The organism is Stenotrophomonas sp. STEN008, assembly GCF_056760435.1.
The window spans coordinates 24,566-41,413 of sequence record NZ_JBRRET010000034.1; the positions used below are offsets into that span (position 1 = coordinate 24,566).

The 16,848-nt window shown below is 68.3% G+C and carries 13 protein-coding genes; 2 read left to right on the plus strand and 11 right to left on the minus strand.

Translation table 11 applies throughout. The annotated features are described in order from the left end of the window. Nucleotides 1-5: 5 nt before the first annotated feature. The 6 genes from ACVOME_RS14805 to ACVOME_RS14830 all read right to left on the minus strand — a co-directional run bounded on the left by ACVOME_RS14805 (nucleotide 6) and on the right by ACVOME_RS14830 (nucleotide 5,801). Nucleotides 6-2,477: a TonB-dependent receptor gene (locus ACVOME_RS14805; RefSeq protein WP_263174742.1), complete on the minus strand. Its 2,472-nt coding sequence runs from the start codon at nucleotides 2,475-2,477 to the stop codon at nucleotides 6-8. A gap of 64 nt (nucleotides 2,478-2,541) precedes the next feature. Beyond that, nucleotides 2,542-3,468, minus strand: a complete 927-nt coding sequence (locus tag ACVOME_RS14810; RefSeq protein WP_481505225.1) for a FecR family protein — start codon at nucleotides 3,466-3,468, stop codon at nucleotides 2,542-2,544. Then, nucleotides 3,465-3,974 (minus strand): RNA polymerase sigma factor, encoded by a 510-nt coding sequence (locus ACVOME_RS14815; protein ID WP_053517659.1) that lies wholly within the window; start codon nucleotides 3,972-3,974, stop codon nucleotides 3,465-3,467. The genes ACVOME_RS14810 and ACVOME_RS14815 overlap by 4 nt, the downstream gene beginning before the upstream one ends. A gap of 134 nt (nucleotides 3,975-4,108) precedes the next feature. After that, nucleotides 4,109-4,333 (minus strand): hypothetical protein, encoded by a 225-nt coding sequence (locus ACVOME_RS14820; protein WP_053517658.1) that lies wholly within the window; start codon nucleotides 4,331-4,333, stop codon nucleotides 4,109-4,111. Beyond that, nucleotides 4,330-5,031 (minus strand): glutamine amidotransferase, encoded by a 702-nt coding sequence (locus tag ACVOME_RS14825; RefSeq protein ID WP_053517657.1) that lies wholly within the window; start codon nucleotides 5,029-5,031, stop codon nucleotides 4,330-4,332. The genes ACVOME_RS14820 and ACVOME_RS14825 overlap by 4 nt, the downstream gene beginning before the upstream one ends. Continuing rightward, on the minus strand, nucleotides 5,028-5,801 hold the full coding sequence (locus ACVOME_RS14830; protein ID WP_481505226.1) for a YggS family pyridoxal phosphate-dependent enzyme: 774 nt from the start codon (nucleotides 5,799-5,801) through the stop codon (nucleotides 5,028-5,030). The genes ACVOME_RS14825 and ACVOME_RS14830 overlap by 4 nt, the downstream gene beginning before the upstream one ends. A gap of 76 nt (nucleotides 5,802-5,877) precedes the next feature. Here ACVOME_RS14830 and ptsJ point away from each other — a divergent pair, with 76 nt between their 5' ends. After that, nucleotides 5,878-7,161: a MocR-like B6 salvage transcription factor PtsJ gene (ptsJ, locus tag ACVOME_RS14835; RefSeq protein WP_164151872.1), complete on the plus strand. Its 1,284-nt coding sequence runs from the start codon at nucleotides 5,878-5,880 to the stop codon at nucleotides 7,159-7,161. Nucleotides 7,162-7,175: 14 nt separating this feature from the next. On the opposite strand, the gene ACVOME_RS14840 is transcribed toward ptsJ, so the two are convergent. The 5 genes from ACVOME_RS14840 to ACVOME_RS14860 all read right to left on the minus strand — a co-directional run bounded on the left by ACVOME_RS14840 (nucleotide 7,176) and on the right by ACVOME_RS14860 (nucleotide 13,559). Then, nucleotides 7,176-7,682: a hypothetical protein gene (locus ACVOME_RS14840; protein WP_180876978.1), complete on the minus strand. Its 507-nt coding sequence runs from the start codon at nucleotides 7,680-7,682 to the stop codon at nucleotides 7,176-7,178. Between the two features lie 81 nt (nucleotides 7,683-7,763). Beyond that, entirely contained in the window at nucleotides 7,764-10,874 is a 3,111-nt protein-coding gene (locus tag ACVOME_RS14845) for an error-prone DNA polymerase (RefSeq protein WP_481505227.1), read from the minus strand. 6 nt (nucleotides 10,875-10,880) lie between these two features. Next, a complete protein-coding gene (locus tag ACVOME_RS14850; protein WP_481505228.1) occupies nucleotides 10,881-12,290 on the minus strand; it encodes a Y-family DNA polymerase in 1,410 nt (469 codons plus the stop codon). Nucleotides 12,291-12,299: 9 nt separating this feature from the next. Further along, on the minus strand, nucleotides 12,300-12,914 hold the full coding sequence (gene imuA, locus ACVOME_RS14855; RefSeq protein ID WP_193396818.1) for a translesion DNA synthesis-associated protein ImuA: 615 nt from the start codon (nucleotides 12,912-12,914) through the stop codon (nucleotides 12,300-12,302). 210 nt (nucleotides 12,915-13,124) lie between these two features. Beyond that, a complete protein-coding gene (locus ACVOME_RS14860) occupies nucleotides 13,125-13,559 on the minus strand; it encodes a VOC family protein (RefSeq protein WP_053517644.1) in 435 nt (144 codons plus the stop codon). Between the two features lie 334 nt (nucleotides 13,560-13,893). Here ACVOME_RS14860 and ACVOME_RS14865 point away from each other — a divergent pair, with 334 nt between their 5' ends. Next, the gene (locus ACVOME_RS14865) at nucleotides 13,894-16,689 is read left to right on the plus strand and encodes a beta-glucosidase family protein (protein ID WP_111185970.1); all 2,796 of its coding nucleotides are present in this window, start codon (nucleotides 13,894-13,896) and stop codon (nucleotides 16,687-16,689) included. Nucleotides 16,690-16,848: the final 159 nt, after the last annotated feature.

The following is a 16,848-nucleotide window of genomic DNA, read 5'->3' on the forward strand; positions in this document are numbered from 1 at the left end:
GTCGGCTAGAACGCCACGTTGACGCCCATCGAGACGGTGCGGCCGCGGCCGTTGCCGCGGTCCAGGATCGGGCTGAAGATGCTGTCGATCGAGGCATTGTTGTCATAGGCTTTGTTTTGCAGGTTTTCGATGTTCAGCCATACGGTGGTGCTGGCCTGTGGCTTGAAGCTGGCGTAGAAGTCCAGCAGCACACCCGTGCCGCGGGTCTTGCGGGTCTGGAAGAAGTCGTAGCCTTCCTCGGTGGGGCCGGAGTATTCGGCGCGCACGCCGGCCTGCACGCGCTGCTGCCACCAGCGACCGCCGACGTCCAGCGTCCAGTAGCGGTCGGGAAGCGCGGTGATGTCTTCCAGGTTGACGAACTCGATGGTGGGCGCGCTGGTGTGTGATCGTGTCCAGCTCAGCGTCGCGTGATAGTGCTCGCTGGCGTAGTGGGCCTCCAGCTCGATGCCACGCATGCGCACCACGCCCGGGTCGTTCATCCAGCGGGTGGTGACGCTGAAGTCGTCCACATCCAGCGCATCGGTCCAGGCCGAAAGCTGCGGGTCGCTGTCGATCGGTACCACGACGGGCTCGATTTCCGGTGGATGCACGATCAGCAGGTACTGCGGCTTGATGTAGTCGCGGATGCGGTTGTCGAAGCGGGTTACCCGCAACTGGGCCAGGTCGCCGTCGCGCAGCAGCGAGTCGGTGCTGAGATTGGCGCCGAACTGCAGGTTGCGCGATCGTTCGCGGCGCAGGAATGGATTGGCGCCTACGCCATCGGCATCGCTCATGCCTTCCAGCGGAATCTTCTCGAAGAACATCTCCTGCACGCGTGGCGGCCGCGATGTTCGCGAGGCCTCGGCGTACAGCTGCAGCCAGTCGGTTGCCTGCAACGAAACCGAGAGGCTGGGACTGAGTGCATGTTGGCGGCGGCGGATGTCGATGCCCCCGCCGTTGATCCGGGTGCACTGGCCCGGCACATCCGAACAGGCCGGGATGTGCCCGCGGATGCCGTAGCGATCCTGGCGCAGCCCGGTGGTCAGTGCGTAGATGCCGTACTGCAGTTCGAGCGTACTGAACACGCTGTCCAGCTGGCTGCGCCCCTGCGGGTTGGCGCCGCGCAGGGTGGGCGTATCAGCAACGAAAATGTCCGACTGGTGCTTGAGGCCTGTGTTCCAGCGTGCCTGCAACGAGCCGATCTCGAAGCGGCTGGTGTTGTCGATGTTCCAGCTGCTCAGGCTGCTGTGGGTACGCCGGCCGATGTAGCTGGACACTTCCACCGGCGGATAGAACAGCCGCGTCTTGTTGGCGGCGAAGCTGGCGCGCAGATCGATCCAGGGCGTGTAGGGCGTGTAGTGATAGCTGGCGCGCTGGTTGCGTGCCGAAATCTGCCACGGGTAGTTGTGATAGAAGTCGTTCTCGTAGCGCATGTGGCTCAGGTCCAGCCGGTGCAGCTCACTGGGTTGCAGGCGGGCCTTGAGCAGCCAGCTTCTGGGGTGCTGGCTGCCCGGGTCGGCGCTGTTCTTCTGCCCGTTGGCGGTCGCGTACTCGCTGCTGCGGCTGCTGCTGGCCGCCGCAAGCAGGCCGAACTGACGGTCACCGCCTTCCTCGCTGTGGCGCCAGGCGCCGGCGAAGGTGCGGCCACTGCCATAGCCGTTGTCGCCGTGCCGGTAGCCGGCGCGCAGGCCCCAGTCGCGGCTCTCACCCAGCAGGTCATCGATATCCAGCGTGCGGAAGTTGGCGGTACCGGCCAGGGTGCCAGCGCCATCGCCGCCAGCGACGGCACCGCGCTGCACATCCACCCCGGCCAGCAGGAATGGATCGACATAGGCGAACGGGCCGCCGGAGCCGTGCCCGGCGTTGTTGCGGAAGGTCTGGGTGACACCGTCGATCATCGTGTTGACGCGGCCGGCGCCGGTCATGCCACGGATGTTGACCTGGAGGCCGGGCTGGCTGCGCGAGTGGAAGCTGTGCGTGCCGGGCATCGAGCGCAGCAGGCTGTTGCCCTCCTGGCGTTCGGCCATCGCCACGCGTTCGCTGCCAACGGCTGGCGCGAAGCCATCGCGGGTGGCGGGGACGTACTGGCTGGCGCCGGTGCCGGGCGCATGGCCCTGTGCAGGAGTGCCCTGCACGCGCAACGGACCGGTGCGGCGGCTGCCATCGCTGGACTCGGCAGGCGCCGGCTCGAGGGTGGCACGCCGTGCGTCGATGAAGCGGGGCCGCAGGCCGGTGCCGGCCAACAATTGTGACAGCGCCTGCCTGTCGTCGAAGTTGCCGCGCAGGGCGGGCGCCATCTGGCGCTGGGGCAGCGCGCCACCGATTACAAGATCGATGCCGGTGAGCCGGCTGTAGGCATCCAGTGCGCCGGCCAGCGGCTGTGCAGGCAGGTCGTAGTGGCGGGTTGCGGTCTGTGCCTGGGCATGGCCGGACAGGAATGGAACCGGGCTGGCGCAGGCCAGCGACAAGGCCAGGACAAGGGGGCGGTGGGACAGCATCGAGGTCTCCAGGGAGTGACGCAGAGCGTCGTCAGCCTGGGAAGACGCACGGGCAGGGACGATGTCAGGGTGCATGGCCGGTGCCGTGCGTTGATGACAGCCACAGCTGCAGTCCGGGACCGATGCGCAGCACGCGGACCTGCAATTGCCGGGCGAGCTGGTCGCGGGTGCCGGTGGCGCCGGTGGCATTGCCCAGCACGGTGACCCGCTGCTGGCGCAGGTGCGCGCCCATGATCCAGGTGTGCCCACCGTCCCAGCGGTCCAGCCCCCGGGCGACATCCTCCAATGGTGCCGATACCCAGTGCAGGCGCCGCTCGCGCCAGGCGAGCACGCCTGCCGGTGCGGCCGACGGGGGGCCGGGTGTCTGGCCATCGAAGCGCAGTTGTTCGCCCTGGCTTGCCTCTCCGCTGCCGCTGCCGCTGTCCACCCGCACCTGGTGTTCGGTGACGGTCACCACGCTGCTGCCGTTCTGCACGGCGACATCGAATGCGGTGCCCAGCGCGGTGACCCTGCCATGCGGCGTGCGCACCTGGAACGGCCGGTCGGCATCGGCGGCAACCTGGAACCAGGCCTGCCCCTTCTTGAGCTGCAGCTGCCGGCGCTGTCCGTCGATGCGGACGCGCACCTCGCTGCCCGGAGAAAGCACGACGCGCGAACCGTCCTGCAAGGGTGTCTCGCGGATCTCGCCGACGGTGGTGCGCAGCACCAGTTCTGTCGGCGGTGCGTCCTGGCGGAGCGACAGGCCCAGCACGCACAGCAGCAGGGCGCCGATGCCCGCCTCGCGCAGGGCGCGCCGGCGGTGACGCTGCTGCTGGCGTTGCAGGCTGGGCAGGCCGGCACCGGCCTGCCACAGCTGCTGCAGGTGCAGGTACTGTGCTGCATGGCGCGGGTCTGCCTGATACCAGTGGGCGAACGCGCGCTCGTCGCGCGTACCGTCATGGCCGTCGAGCCACCAGCGTGCGGCTTCGCGTGCGATCGTGTCCTGGCTCATGGGCCGGGCACCTGTTGCAGCGCGACCAGCGCGCGCAGCAGGTGTCCATGCACGGTCTGCCGGCTGATGCCGAGCTGGCGACCGATTTCGGCCAAGGCCATCTGTTCGACCCGGGCCAGCAGGAACACCTGCCGCGAGCGCGGCGGCAGGGCGGCGATGATCGCGTCCAGGTGACGCAGTTGTTCGAGATCGAGCAGGCGTTGTTCCGGCAGGGGCGCCGGATCGGCGAGAGTGGTCAGAGATGCTTCGTCCAGCGGGTCTTCCCGGCGGCGCTGGCGTTGCCGGTAATGGTCGGCGATCAGGTTGTGGGCGACGCGGTACAGGTAGGCGCGGCCATTGCTGAGCAGGCCACTGGCGGCGACCTTGACGACACGCAGCCAGGTCTCCTGGACGACGTCATCGGCATCGCTGCGTTGCGGGAGTTTGCGGCGGACGTGGGCGTGCAGCGGCCGGTAATGGGCGGCGCACAGATGCGCGACATCCGTCGGTTCGACAGGCGTGGACACGGGGCGGGCTACAACTGGGAAAGGGAACAGCCCGCGGCGGCAAGGGCAGCGTCTGCACCTTACAGTAAAAGAGAATCATTTGCATCCATGGTGACGGTGCATCGAAGGCGAGCGGGCCGGCAGCGCGCTCTGCGTCAGAGGTCGCGGTACTGGATCTGTGCAGCGAGCACACGCAGGCCTTCGGCATTGCTGGACAGGATGCGTTCCTCGCCAATGCCCTTCTGGCGTTGCAGCTGGAATCCCGCTGCGTTGGGCAGGTGCGCGGCGATGGTCTCCAGGCGTTGCAGCGCATCTGCCCCTTGGCAGTCGAAATGACCCCAGTAGGCGCCGTGACGGTGGACCAGCAGGCGGTAGTTCATCGTGCGTTCTCCGGTAGTTCCTGCAGCCAGTGGTTGAACATCGCAGTCGCGGCTGCGGCCAGCGGGGCGCCATAGCGGCGTGCCTGCGCGCGAAGACCATTCGGGTCGATGCCCGCCTGGGCCAGCTCGAGCGTGTGGCCGATCAGCCACCGTTCGAACTGCCGCGCGTCCAGTTCCGGGTGGCACTGCAGGGCCAGTGCATGCTTGCCGATGGAAAAGGCCTGGTGGCGGCAGGCGGGTGTGCTGGCAAGACGGTGCGCACCGTCCGGGAGTTCGAAGGCTTCGCCATGCCAATGCAGCACAGGAATGCCCTGCAATGCCAGCAGGGGAGAACGCTGGCCCTCGTCGGTCAGCAGCAGTGGCGCGAATCCGATTTCCTTGCCTCCGCTGGGCGCCACCTCCGCCCCCAGCGCACGTGCCATCAGCTGCGCACCCAGGCAGATGCCGAGGGTCGGCCGCTGCAGGTGCAGGCGCCGTTGCAACAGCGCGATGCTGTCAGCCAGGAAGGGGTAGAGCAGGCCATCGTTGACGCTGACCGGGCCTCCCAGTACGACCAGCAGATCAGCCGCTTCGGCCGCGTCAAGCGCATCGATGCCGGCCTGCAGCACGTGCAGCTGCCAGCCCTGGGCCAACAGCAGCGGCTGCAGCGTGCCGAGGTCTTCGAAGGCGATGTGTTGCAGGACGACTGCGTGCTTCATGCGGCCCCTCCACGGGTGGGCCAGTAGGCGCTGTCCGGTGTCGCGCGTGCTCCGAAGATGGCCTGGCCGACGCGGACCACGGTGGCGCCCTCCTCGATGGCGACCTCGAAGTCGCCGGACATGCCCATCGACAGCTGCGACAGGTCGATGCCGGTCGGCGCGCTGCGCTGCAGCTGGTCGCGCAGCGTGCGCAGGCGGACGAAGCAGGCGCGTACGCGTTCCACCTCCGGAGTGAAGATGGCCAGGGTCATCAATCCGCGTACGCGCAGGCGGTCGAACATGGGCAGCTGCTGCACGAAAGCGTCGACGGCGCCGGGCTCCAGGCCGTACTTGCTGGGTTCGGCGGAGGTGTTGACCTGCACGAACACGTCCAGAGTGCGGTCCTCAAGCAGCAGGCGCTGCTGCAGCGCTTCGGCCACGCGCAGGCTGTCCAGCGCCTGGAATTCACTGGCGAAGTGCGCCACATGGCGGGCCTTGTTGGTCTGCAGGTGGCCGATCACCGACCAGCGCACGCCAAGGTCGGCCATCGACTCGGCCTTGCGCTGTGCCTCCTGCACCTTGTTCTCACCCAGCTCATGGCAGCCGGCAGCCACGGCCATGCGGATGCGCGCCTCATCCACGGTCTTGCTGACCGGCAGCAGGCGCACGCTCTGCGGGTCGCGGCCCGCGCGGGCACTGGCCCGCGCGATGCGCTGGCGCACCGTGAGCAGGTTGCGGGCGATCTGTTCGACGGACTGGGCGACAGGCCAGTCGGCGGCGGCAAGGGGCATGCGTGCACCTCCAATGCAGGGTGGCCAGGGTGGGATACACTGGCACAGGACAAGATTTATTTTGGCATAGGACAAAATGAAAATCACCGGGCACAGTGCCGAATCGATCTTCGACAGCATCCGCGAGGGCATCGGCGACGGGCGGCTGACCGCCGGCAGCGTGCTGCCGCCGGTACGCGAGCTGGCCGAGCGGCTGGGCGTCAACCGCAACACGGTGGCGGCCGCGTACAAGCGGCTGGACGCGGCGGGCCTGGCCAGTACGGGGGGGCGGCGCGGTACCACGGTGCGTGGCGTGCCGGCCCCCGTCGCGCGCGAAGGCAGTCCGCCGGGGCTGGCGCTGCACGATCTGGCAGGTGGCAATCCGGACCCACGGCTGTTGCCGAGCCTGCGCCTGGCACCGGCGCCACCTCGGCTGTATGGCGTGGGTACGGTCGACCCGCGCATGCAGCGGTTGGCACGTGCGTCGCTGGATGCCGATTGTCCGCAGGGCTACGCCCTGGAGCTGAGCCACGGTGCCGTCGATGGCATCGAACGCCTGCTGGCTGCCTGGCTGCTGCCCGGCGACCGCATCGCTGTAGAGGATCCCTGCTTCCTTGGCAGCCTCAACGTGCTCAATGCCGCTGGCCACACGCCGCTGTCCGTGGCGGTGGACACGCATGGGATGCAGGTGGCGTCGCTGCGGCGGGCGCTGGAGGCTGGCGCACGCGCGGTACTGCTGACGCCGCGCGCACACAATCCTACCGGCGCCAGCCTGGATGCGAAGCGGGCGCGGGCACTGCGCCAGCTGCTGGCCGGCTACCCGCAGGTGGCGGTGCTGATCGACGATCATTACGCGTTGCTCTCGCAGCAGGCCTACCACTCGGTGCTGCCCGTCGATGGCCGGCGCTGGGCACTGCTGCGCTCGCTGTCCAAGCCGTTGGGCCCGGATCTGCGCCTGGCATGGCTGGCCTGCGATGAAGAAACCGCAGTACGGCTGCGCCTGCGGCTGGCAGCGGGAACCGGCTGGGTCAGCCACCTGCTGCAGGACGCGGCGGTCTCGGTGCTGGAATCAGCCCCGCAGCGGGCGAAGATCGCTTCGGCCGGCGTGCGTTACCAGCAGCGGTTGCAGTCGCTGCAGATGCTGCTGCAGGCGCGGGGCGTTCAGCAGGCCGTGCCGATGGAGGGGTTGAACCTTTGGTTGCCGCTGCCGGATGACAGCCGCCCGCAGGTACTGGCGCTGGCCGCCCGCGGCTGGCATGTGCGTGCCGGCGAAGTGTTCGCGGTTTCCGCCCCCGGCCATGGCCTGCGCATCACCTGTGCGGCGCTGGGAACACCGCAGCAGCGACAGCTGGCCGATGACCTGGCGACCGTGCTGGGATGATGAACCCGCGTCCTTCAGGGCGCGGCACTGACGCCGGGGCGCACGTAGTAGGACTGCCCGCTGTCATCCACGAACATCAACTCCGGCTTGCCCTGCCAGGAGGTGAGCATCGCGCCGGTGTTGTTCTGGTGTTTGACCATCAGGCTGGCGCCGCGGTCGGGGTTGGCGACCACCTTGAACACTTCGGTGGTGCCGGCTGCATCGTCAAGCGTCAGCAGGGCTTCGCCACCGTGGTCGGTCGTGCCGTAGCCGCCGCGTTCGGAGCCGTCCGGACCCAGCAGAACCAGGCCGGACAGGGCGCTGGCACGTGTTCCCTGCACCTGGCCGCGACTGCGCGGGTCGGGCACCGGGGCGCCCAGGATCACCCGCGCCTGACCGGCGTCATCGTGGATGACCAGGCCCCGGGCTTCGATCACCCGCTGCGGCGATTGGCTGCGATGCAGGCTCCAGGCAGTCCAGCCGGAAACGAGCAGGGCGAGGGTGGAGACCAGCAGCGTGGTCAGCGTGAGTGCACGGGGCATCGGATCGTCCTTCCTTGGATGTGCCGACGATAACGGAAGCGGGCCGCCCATGACCAGTTCGCTGTGTGATGCGGTGTGTCCTCAGTGGAAGTCGCGGCTTCGGCTGCGCAGGCCCTGCAGCAGTTCATCCAGGCAGTGCATGCGTTGCACGATCACATGCTGCACGCCATCGACACGCTCCAGGCGGCCGTCGATCTGCATCAACTGGGTATCGACCAGTACACGGTGCTGCCGGTCGGCCAGGTGCCGCCAGACCACGGCATTGACCATGCCGGTTTCATCTTCCAGGGTAAGGAAGGTGACGCCGCTGGCGGTCTGGGGACGCTGGCGCATGCGTACCAGCCCGGCGATGCGTACGCGGCGGCCATGGCCGTGGCCGGCCAGTTGTGCGGCGTCGAGGCAGCCGCGGCTGCGCAGCTGCGTGCGCAGGAATGACATGGGATGGCGACCCAGGGTAGTGCCGATGCTGCGGTAGTCGGCCTGCATGTCTTCCCACGCACTGGGCAACGGCAATGGCACGCGTGCTTCAGCGGTGGTGCGGGCCTGATCGAACAGCGGCAGGCGGTTTTCCACGCCGGAGACATCCCAGCGCGCACGATGACGATGCCCGCTGAGGCCGCGCAGCGCGCCGGCATCGGCCAGCAGGCCCTGATGGCGCCGGTCCAGGACGGTGCGCTGGCACAGATCGCCGACATCGTCGAATGGCCGTCGCGCGCGTTCGCGCATGATGGCCTGTGCCACCTGTTCGTTGCAGCCATCGACCAGGCGCAGGCCCAGCCGGATCGCCGCGGGACCCCTGCTGAAATCCAGCGTGCAGTCCCAGTCGCTGTGGCGCACGTCCACCGGCAGCACGATGATGCCGTGCCGGCGCGCATCCTGCAGCAGCTGGTCGGGGCTGTAGAACCCCAGTGGCTGGCTGTTGATCAGGCTGGCGGTGAACGCGGCCGGATGATGGCACTTCAGCCAGCAGCTGTTATAGGTCAGCAGGGCGAAGCTGGCGGCGTGGCTTTCCGGGAAGCCGTAATCGCCGAAGCCCTTGATCTGCTCGAACAGGTGCTCGCCGTATTCGCGACTGAAGCCGTTCTCCAGCATGCCGGCCAACAGCTTCTCGCGATGCGGCTCCAGCCCGCCGCGGCGCTTCCAGGCCGCCATCGAACGGCGCAGGGCATCGGCCTCGCCCGGGGTATAACCGGCCGCATCCACCGCCAGCTGCATCACCTGTTCCTGGAACAATGGCACGCCCAGCGTACGTGCGAACACGCGTTCCAGCCGCGGTGGGTAGAGCGGATTGTGTGGATCGTTCAGTGCATCAGGGCCGTGCTCGCGCAGGATACGCCGCCGCTCCAGATAGGGATGCACCATGTCGCCCTGGATCGGACCGGGCCGCACGATCGCGACTTCGATCACCAGGTCATAGAACGTGCGCGGCTGCATGCGCGGCAGCATCGCCATCTGCGCGCGCGATTCGATCTGGAACACGCCGATGGTGTCGGCGGCGCAGATCATGTCGAAGGTCTTCGCATCCTTGGGCGGGATCGCATCCATGCGTCCTTCGTGCAGGCCATGCTGCTTCAGCATTGCCAGGCATTTGCGGATGGCGGTGAGCATGCCCAGCGCCAGGCAGTCGACCTTCATCAGGCCGGTGGCATCCAGATCGTCCTTGTCCCACTGGATGACGGTGCGGTCGGCCATCGCTGCGTTCTCCACCGGCACCAGCGTCGACAGCGGGTGTTCGGAAATCACGAAACCGCCCGGATGCTGCGACAGGTGGCGCGGGAAGTCGATCAGCTCGGCGGTCAATGACAGCAGTCGCCGCATCAGCGGCGTCTCCGGGTCGAAGCCGCGCTCGCGCAGGGTTTCCGGCAGCGGAATGTTGCCACCCCAATGGTCCATCGCCGCGCCCAGTTCATTGACCTGGTCCATCGGCAGTCCCAGCGCGCGGGCGACATCACGGATCGCACTGCGGCCGCGATAGCTGATCGCCACCGCCGTCAACGCGGCGCGTTCGCGGCCATAGCGCTTGAACACGTACTGCAGGACTTCCTCGCGCCGTTCATGCTCGAAATCGATATCGATATCCGGTGGTTCATTCCGCTCGGCGGAGATGAAGCGCTCGAACAGCAGGTTGCTGCGCGCGGGGTCGATCTCGGTCACGCCCAGTACGAAGCACACCGTTGAATTGGCAGCCGAGCCGCGGCCCTGGCAGAGGATGTCCTGGCTGCGGGCGAAGCGCACGATGTCGTGCACGGTGAGGAAGTAGGAGGCATAGTTCTTCTTCCTGATCAATGCCAGCTCGTGCTCGATCTGCCTGCGCTGCGGCTCCTGGATGCCCTCCGGCCAGCGCCAGGGAATCTTTTCTTCCACCAGCTCGCGCAACCAGCTGTCCGGGTCATGACCTTCCGGCACCAGTTCACGCGGGTAGGTGTACTTCAACTGGTCCAGGGTGAAGTGGCAGCGCTCGGCGATGCGCACGGTCTCGGCCAGCAGTGCAGGGGGGTACAACCGGGCCAGCGCGGTGCGCGGGCGCAGATGGCGTTCGCCATTGGGGAACAGGCGCCAGCCGGCTTCGGCCACGCTGCAGCGGTGACGGATCGCGGTCAGCGTGTCCTGCAGCGCGCGGCGGCGGCGCACATGCATGTGCACATCGCCGCTGGCGACCAGCGGCAGGCCGTGGCGTTCGCCGAACGCCTGCAGCTGCTGCAGGCGGCGCGCGTCGTCGTGCTCATGGTGCAGTTCCACCGCCAGCCACAGGCGGTCCTTGAAGGCTGCGCGCAGCAGTGGCAGATCGGTGGCGGCGGGCTGCCGGTCCAGCCACAGGCACAACAGGCCGTCGGGCAGGCCGGGCAGGTCATCGCGCAGGCAGCGGTACTCGCCCTTGCCGGCCCGCCGCCGGCAGGTGGTGATCAACTGGCACAACCCGGCGTAGGCAGCCTGGTCGGTGCACAGCAGCACCAGCTTCGGGCCCTCTTCGACCTGGAACTCGGCACCGACGATGAGCGCCACGCCCTGTGTCTTCGCTGCCTGCCAGGCGCGCACGATGCCAGCCAGCGAACACTCGTCAGTGATCGCCAGCGCGCGGTAGCCCTGGCCGCGGGCACGTGCGAACAGTTCCTCGGCGGTGGAGGCACCGCGCTGGAAGCTGAAGGCCGACAGGCAGTGCAGTTCGGCATAGCCGGGCAGCTCATCGTGCATGGTGGTTCAGCCGAACCAGCCGTGCAGCATCCACGGTGCATGTGGATCATTGCGCTCACGGAAGGCCCAGCCGCGCTGGCCGTGTGCGGTTTCCACCACGTAGTAGTCACGGCGCGCATCGGCCTGGTCCCACCAGCCTGATTCGATCCGCTCCGGCCCGGTGACGACGCGCAGCCGCGGGTCACGCAGCACCTGTGGTGTGTCCAGCAACCAGCCGGGGCGCAGCGGCCAGTACGCCGGTGGCCTGGCGGGTGCCTGGGTGCCACTGGCGCGTTCGGGGCGATGGTCGGCCTGCACGGCAAGGGGCTGCACGGCATCATCGCCGAGCCGTGCACGCAGGCGCTCGCGCAGCTGGGTCCACGGCATCGCCTGTGCCGGGCGGGTGTCGAACAGATCGCGTGCGGCGGGCACGAAGGGCGGCAGCTGTTCGGCCTGCAGGCGCAGGGCCCGGCTGCCCGCCGGCAGCGGGAAAGCCTCTAGGCGGTTACGGGCGATCTCGAACAGCAGCGCGGCATCACGCTCGGGTGCGAGCAGGCCGATGGTCAGCACGCTGGCAGGCAGCAGGTCGTGTTCGAAATGCAGGTCGAAACGCTGCACGCCGCCATCGCGCGAGCACAGGAAGGCCGCCAGATCCAGCAGCAGGCGTCGCAGCGGAAACAGCAGGGCCTGGCTGGATTCGATCTCGTACTCGAATTCGATGCGTGCGTCGAAACGGTCTGGTGGCTGGTAGTAGCGCAGGGGTGCGGTGGGCAGGCCACGCAGCGCGTCCAGCTGCTGCAGCACGTCCGGCGCGAAGCGGCGCGCCAGGCTTTCGCGCGGCAGGTCGAACACTGCCCCCAGCGTACGCAGCCCGGAGCGGCCAAGCACGGTCACCGCATCGGCCGGCAATCCGCTGCGCGGCAAGGGCAGCTGCGCCAACAGGGCTGGCAACTGTCCTGCATCGATACCGAGGCCATCATGCACGTTGGCCAGCACCCGTGCGGCATGGGGATTGGGCGCCGCGACCAGGCGGTGACGGAATCCAAGTTCATGCAGGCCATCACGCAGGCGCCGTTCGATCGCCAGCCAATCGCCGAACAGGGCACGGCTGGCACCGATCTCCAGGACCAGGGCATGGGGAAAGTCGAGGCTGACCTGCGAACTGAAGCCGTACAGCCAGCTGGCCAGCAACTGGCGGGTGTGCAGCTCGGTGGCCGGATCGTAGTCATGCAGCTGCAGGTCCTGCACCAGTACCTGTGCGGCCGACAACAGCATGCCCGGACGCAGGCCGGCTGCACGTGCAGCAGGGCTGACGGCGCGCAGCACGCGACGCTGCGCCGGCCCCTGCAGCAGCACCAGTGGCCGCTGCGGATCCGCTTGCAGGCGCAGCACGCAATCCAGCGCCAACTGCGGCAACAACAGGCAGGCCCAGTCCATGCGGCCGCCTCAGTGGGCGATGGCCAGTGGCAGCGGCTGTGCCGGCGGCAATCCGCCACGGCACTTCAGGACCCGGACCTGGCCGTGGTCGAGCTGCAGGCGCAGGCTGGCCGGGGACGGGTTGCGGGCCGCACGCGCCTCGCGGAACACGAAGCCCAGGCACTGGCCACTGTCGGCGGCTACCTGCAGGCGGCGCAGGGCGCGGTCGTCGACCTGCTGTGGCCAGCACAGCACTGCCGCGCAGGCCGCCGAGCGCAGGCATTGTTCGGTGGCCCACAGCGCCTGCTTCGGCCCGGCCTGGATGATCTGCAGCTGCGCCAGATCCAGCCCGGCCGCGGCCCAGGCCGGCGCATGCGGCCGGTAAGGCGGCGCGACCAGCACGATCGGCCGCTCGCGGCGGCTCAGCTTTGCCAATGCCGGCCAGACCAGCGCCAGTTCGCCTACACCCGGCGCGCCCTGCAGCACCTCGCACAGCCCGCTGGCCGGCCATCCCCCCCCGGGCAGGCGTGCATCCAGGGCGGGGTGGCCACTGGCCAGATGGTCGCTGGCCGGGCCGTGCCGCGCCGGACCGCGCCATAGCTGGCGACCGTCCAGGAGACGGTCGAGGGCAATGACCGCACCCATCAGCCCACCGTCCGGAAACGCGTGGGGGCTGGCTGAGAGCGACAATAGTTGTCGGAAACGGCTGGCATGGAGCGAGTATCGACAGGCCGGTATCAAAGGCTGAGACCGGACATGCTACTCGCCTCGTGAGTAGAATTACTAATGAATTCGGGGGCCGCGTTTCAGGTTGCTGAAGAGCGGGCGCGGTTCATCGATCAACGTGCCCCGCACTCACCGCCCCTGCGGATCCGGGCGATGGTGCACGTACTCGACCACGGTGCCATCGGGATGGACTGCATTGAACGCCGCACCGGTCGGGACGATCTGCAGCGGGAAGATGATCTCGGCCCCGGCAGCGATCAGTTTGTCGTGATAGGGCCGGACATCGTCGACCAGCAGGGTGCCCGTGGTCGAGGTGAAGGGTGCCAGTGCGGTCTCGCTGCCTTCGATCAACAGGAAGGCACCGACCATGGCCAGGCGCAGTCCTGCATCGGGAAACGGAAACCCGGCATCGGCGACCACACCCTGCAGCTGCTCGTAGAACGCCACACTGCGCTCCAGTTCGCCGGGAGCGACGAATACGCGGATCAGCACGCGCGGGCTGCGTTGGCTGGAGGTGTCACAGCGGTCGCGCCAGAGATGGTCGAAGTCGCGATGTACGTTCATGGGCGTGATCCGTGGCCAGGGGCTTCCATTATCGGCAGCGCCGCGCACCCCACTGATGACCGCCGGTGATGGACTGATAACCGGCGTGCAGGGGCTGGCCTGTGCCTTAGGTCCTGTTGACAGGCATGAACGCCCTCGCACAATCTTCACAGGTTGGGCCACGTGCGTGGCCCGGGCAGGCAGGTTGTCACGCCGGGAGGAGGGTCCCGCGCGCAGACCGGTCCGCCCTCCGGCCTGAGGTGTTGCCCGGCAACGCCTGTACGGCATGAACGCTGCACCCTTCGGCGGCATTTTCCCTGGACCGATTGCCTTGGCAACGGAATTACGCCCGTCGATGAAAACGTTTACAAAGCCGCTTGCCCTGTCCCTCGCCGTGTCCGCCGCCGTCATCGCGCCGGCGTGGGCCGATCCCGCCGCGTTCACCGTGTTGACCCTGGAGCAGGCGCCGCCGGCCGAAGCGATGCCGGCCCTGGCCACCCAGCTTGGATCCCTGCAGGTGGATGCCGTGAGTGTGCGGCAGGTGCAGCGCAGCATCGACCAGGTCGATCCGCTGCAGCTGCTGGCTGATGGCCTGGGCTACGAATACCGCTTCATCGCCGCCGGGAAGGACGATGGTCGGACCCAGCGCGGTCAGGCCGTGCTGACCCGGTTGCCGATCGCGGCGGAATCCGGCCCGGACCAGCCGGGGCTGAACTACCTGCGCCTGGATGACGGTCGCCACACCGTTGCGGTCTACACCGATGCCGGCGCGGGTGCCCTGCAGTTGCCGGCCCTGGTGTCGCGTTCGAGGCTGGGTGCGCCGGCGGTGCTGCTCGGCGCTGTTGCTGGCGATTCCGCCAAGGCTGCCGGTTTCGATCCGGCGCGGGTGGCCCCGGAAGCCGATGCCAGCTACTTCAGCGATGGCTTCCAGGCCGCCAGCAGTGCGCCGTTCAAGGTTGAGGGCAGCGCCCTGCGCGCGACCCTGCTGACCCTGGCCTATGCCGCCGACAAGGGGGGTGATGCGCCGTGGATGGACACCACCCTCAACGCCGACGCCCGCGCTGCGCTGCTGCTGAAGGCGATGACCGAGGATGAGAAATTCCAGATGCTGCACAGCTACTTCGGGCTGGGCAAGGACGGCGGCCCGCTGCCGGACGGCGCGGTCGGTTCGGCCGGTTTCGTGCCGGGCGTGCCACGCCTGGGCATTCCCTCGCAGCAGTCGGCCGACGCCGGCGTCGGTGTGACCAACCCCGGCGGAATCCGGCCCGGCGACTTCGCCACCGCCATGCCCTCCGGCCCGTCCACCGCATCGAGCTGGAACCGCGAAGTGGCTTTCGCAGGCGGCGCGACGATGGGCCGCGAGGCCTGGCAGCAGCGTTTCAACATCCTGCTTTCCGGCAGCGTCAACCTGCAGCGCGATCCGCGCAACGGCCGCAACTTCGAGTACGCCGGCGAAGATCCGCTGCTGGCAGGCTCGATGGTCGGCGCGTTGATCCAGGGCGTGCAGAGCCAGCACGTGATCTCCTCGATGAAGCACTTCGCGCTGAACGACATGGAGACCCGCCGCAACTTCCATGACGTACGCATCGGCGAACAGGCCATGCACGAGTCCGACCTGCTGGCCTTCGAGATCGCGCTGGAGACCGGCCGCCCGGGCGTGGCGATGTGCTCGTACAACAAGATCAACGGCACCTACGGCTGCGAGAACGGCTACCTGATGAACCAGGTGCTGAAGCAGGAATGGAAGTTCCCTGGTTTCGTGATGTCCGACTGGGGTGGCGTGCACAGTGGCTCAAAGGCGGCGCTGGCCGGCCTGGACCAGCAGTCGGCCGGTGAAGTGTTCGACGCGGCGGTGTTCTTCGACGAGCCGCTGCGCCTGGCCGTGCACGGCGGCGTGGTGCCGCAGGCGCGCCTGAACGACATGGTGGCGCGCATCCTGCGCACGATGTTCCTGCACGGCAACTTCGACAACCCGCCGCAGCACCAGAAGGTTGATGCCGAGGCCGGTTTTGCCGTGGCACAGCGCACGGTGGAAGAGGGCAGCGTGCTGCTGCGCAATGAAGGCAACCTGTTGCCGCTGGCCGACAGCGTGAAGCGCATCGTCATCATCGGCGGCCATGCCGACAAGGGCGTGATCGGTGGTGGCGGTTCGTCGATGGTGGGCGTGACCGCCAAGGGCACCAACGCGGTGCCGGGCGTGATGCCGACCACCTGGCCGGGCCCGGTGATGTTCCATCCGTCCTCGCCGCTGGAGGCGCTGCGTGCAGCGCGCCCGGACGCCACCATCGCGTATGTGGACGGCAACAATGCCGCGGCTGCAGCCAAGGCCGCCGCACAGGCGGATGTCGCCATCGTGTTCGCCACGCAGTGGGCCGCCGAATCGGTGGATCTGCCGGACATGCAGCTGCCGGACAATCAGGATGCGCTGATTTCGGCGGTGGCCAAGGCCAACCCGAAGACCGTGCTGGTGCTGGAAACCAACGGCCCGGTGCGCACGCCGTGGCTGGCGCAGGTGCCGGCGATGCTGCAGGCCTGGTATCCCGGCATCCGCGGTGGCGAGGGCATCGCCGCACTGCTGACCGGCCAGGCCAATCCGTCCGGCCGCCTGCCGGTGACCTGGGTGACGGACGAGTCGCAGCTGCCGCGCCCGCATATCGATGGCCTGGGCTTCAAGCCGGCCAAACCGTTCGGTGATGTGTTCGATTTCGATATCGAAGGCGCCAACGTCGGCTACAAGTGGATGGCCGCCAAGGGCCTGACTCCGACCTTCGCCTTCGGCCATGGCCTGTCCTACACCTCCTTTGCCTACGACAACCTGAAGGTGAGCGTGGAAGGTTCGCGCCTGGTCGCCAGCGTGGACATCCGCAACACCGGCAAGCGCGCCGGTGCCGATGTGGCCCAGCTGTACCTGAAGCTGCCGGCGGGCAGCAGCACGCCGATCCGGCTGATCGGCTACGACAAGGTGCAGTTGCAGCCGGGTGAGCAGCGCCGCATCCGTATCGAAGCCGAGCCGAAGACCCTGGCCCACTACGATGCGCAGGCCCGCCAGTGGAAGATTGAAGGTGGCACCTACCAGGTGCAGCTGTCGCGCAATGCCGCCGAACCGCTGCAGAGCGCGGACGTGCAGCTGGTGGAGCAGGTGCTGCGCTGACACCGCGTGGTACTCACGCTTGCAGACACGGCCCCGCAAGGGGCCGTGTCTGTTTGCGGCCAGGGGGCGCCGGCGCCGCCCGCCGGGGGGGCGGCGCCCCGCCCCCCCCCCCCCCCCCCCCCCCACCCCCCCCCCCCCCCCCCCCCCCCCCCCGCCCCC

Bases quoted from the DNA above. Each gene is read 5' to 3' on its own strand.
- ACVOME_RS14805 (WP_263174742.1), bottom strand. From the start codon at position 2,477: ATGCTGTCCCACCGCCCCCTTGTCCTGGCCTTGTCGCTGGCCTGCGCC.
- ACVOME_RS14810 (WP_481505225.1), bottom strand. From the start codon at position 3,468: ATGAGCCAGGACACGATCGCACGCGAAGCCGCACGCTGGTGGCTCGAC.
- ACVOME_RS14820 (WP_053517658.1), bottom strand. From the start codon at position 4,333: ATGAACTACCGCCTGCTGGTCCACCGTCACGGCGCCTACTGGGGTCAT.
- ACVOME_RS14825 (WP_053517657.1), bottom strand. From the start codon at position 5,031: ATGAAGCACGCAGTCGTCCTGCAACACATCGCCTTCGAAGACCTCGGC.
- ACVOME_RS14830 (WP_481505226.1), bottom strand. From the start codon at position 5,801: ATGCCCCTTGCCGCCGCCGACTGGCCTGTCGCCCAGTCCGTCGAACAG.
- ptsJ (WP_164151872.1), top strand. From the start codon at position 5,878: ATGAAAATCACCGGGCACAGTGCCGAATCGATCTTCGACAGCATCCGC.
- ACVOME_RS14840 (WP_180876978.1), bottom strand. From the start codon at position 7,682: ATGCCCCGTGCACTCACGCTGACCACGCTGCTGGTCTCCACCCTCGCC.
- ACVOME_RS14845 (WP_481505227.1), bottom strand. From the start codon at position 10,874: ATGCACGATGAGCTGCCCGGCTATGCCGAACTGCACTGCCTGTCGGCC.
- ACVOME_RS14850 (WP_481505228.1), bottom strand. From the start codon at position 12,290: ATGGACTGGGCCTGCCTGTTGTTGCCGCAGTTGGCGCTGGATTGCGTG.
- imuA (WP_193396818.1), bottom strand. From the start codon at position 12,914: ATGGGTGCGGTCATTGCCCTCGACCGTCTCCTGGACGGTCGCCAGCTA.
- ACVOME_RS14860 (WP_053517644.1), bottom strand. From the start codon at position 13,559: ATGAACGTACATCGCGACTTCGACCATCTCTGGCGCGACCGCTGTGAC.
- ACVOME_RS14865 (WP_111185970.1), top strand. From the start codon at position 13,894: ATGAAAACGTTTACAAAGCCGCTTGCCCTGTCCCTCGCCGTGTCCGCC.